Origin of the sequence: Vibrio sp. 10N.286.49.B3 (genome assembly GCF_002873395.1) — a bacterium.
Classification (GTDB): Bacteria; Pseudomonadota; Gammaproteobacteria; order Enterobacterales; family Vibrionaceae; genus Vibrio.
The window spans coordinates 1-205 of record NZ_MCUV01000071.1 but is presented as its reverse complement, the minus strand read 5'-3'; the positions used below and the strand labels follow the sequence as shown (position 1 = coordinate 205).

Sequence of the window (205 nt, the reverse complement as noted above, 5' to 3'; positions counted from 1 at the left end):
CGACACTAAGTAAAATATGGTGGAGGGGGACGGATTCGAACCATCGAAGGCGGAGCCGGCAGATTTACAGTCTGCTCCCTTTGGCCACTCGGGAACCCCTCCAGGGGTGTACTATCTTACTCATTTAAAAGTAAGCTTAATTGAGGTTTTCCCAACACATCAATCAAGTGGTCTCAATGTCATACGACACTAAGTAAAATATGGT

General features: G+C 45.9%; 1 tRNA gene. It reads right to left on the bottom strand.

Annotated features, from left to right (window positions below):
- Positions 1-17: 17 nt before the first annotated feature.
- Positions 18-102, bottom strand: a tRNA-Tyr gene (locus BCU68_RS16495).
- Between the last annotated feature and the right edge of the window lie 103 nt (positions 103-205).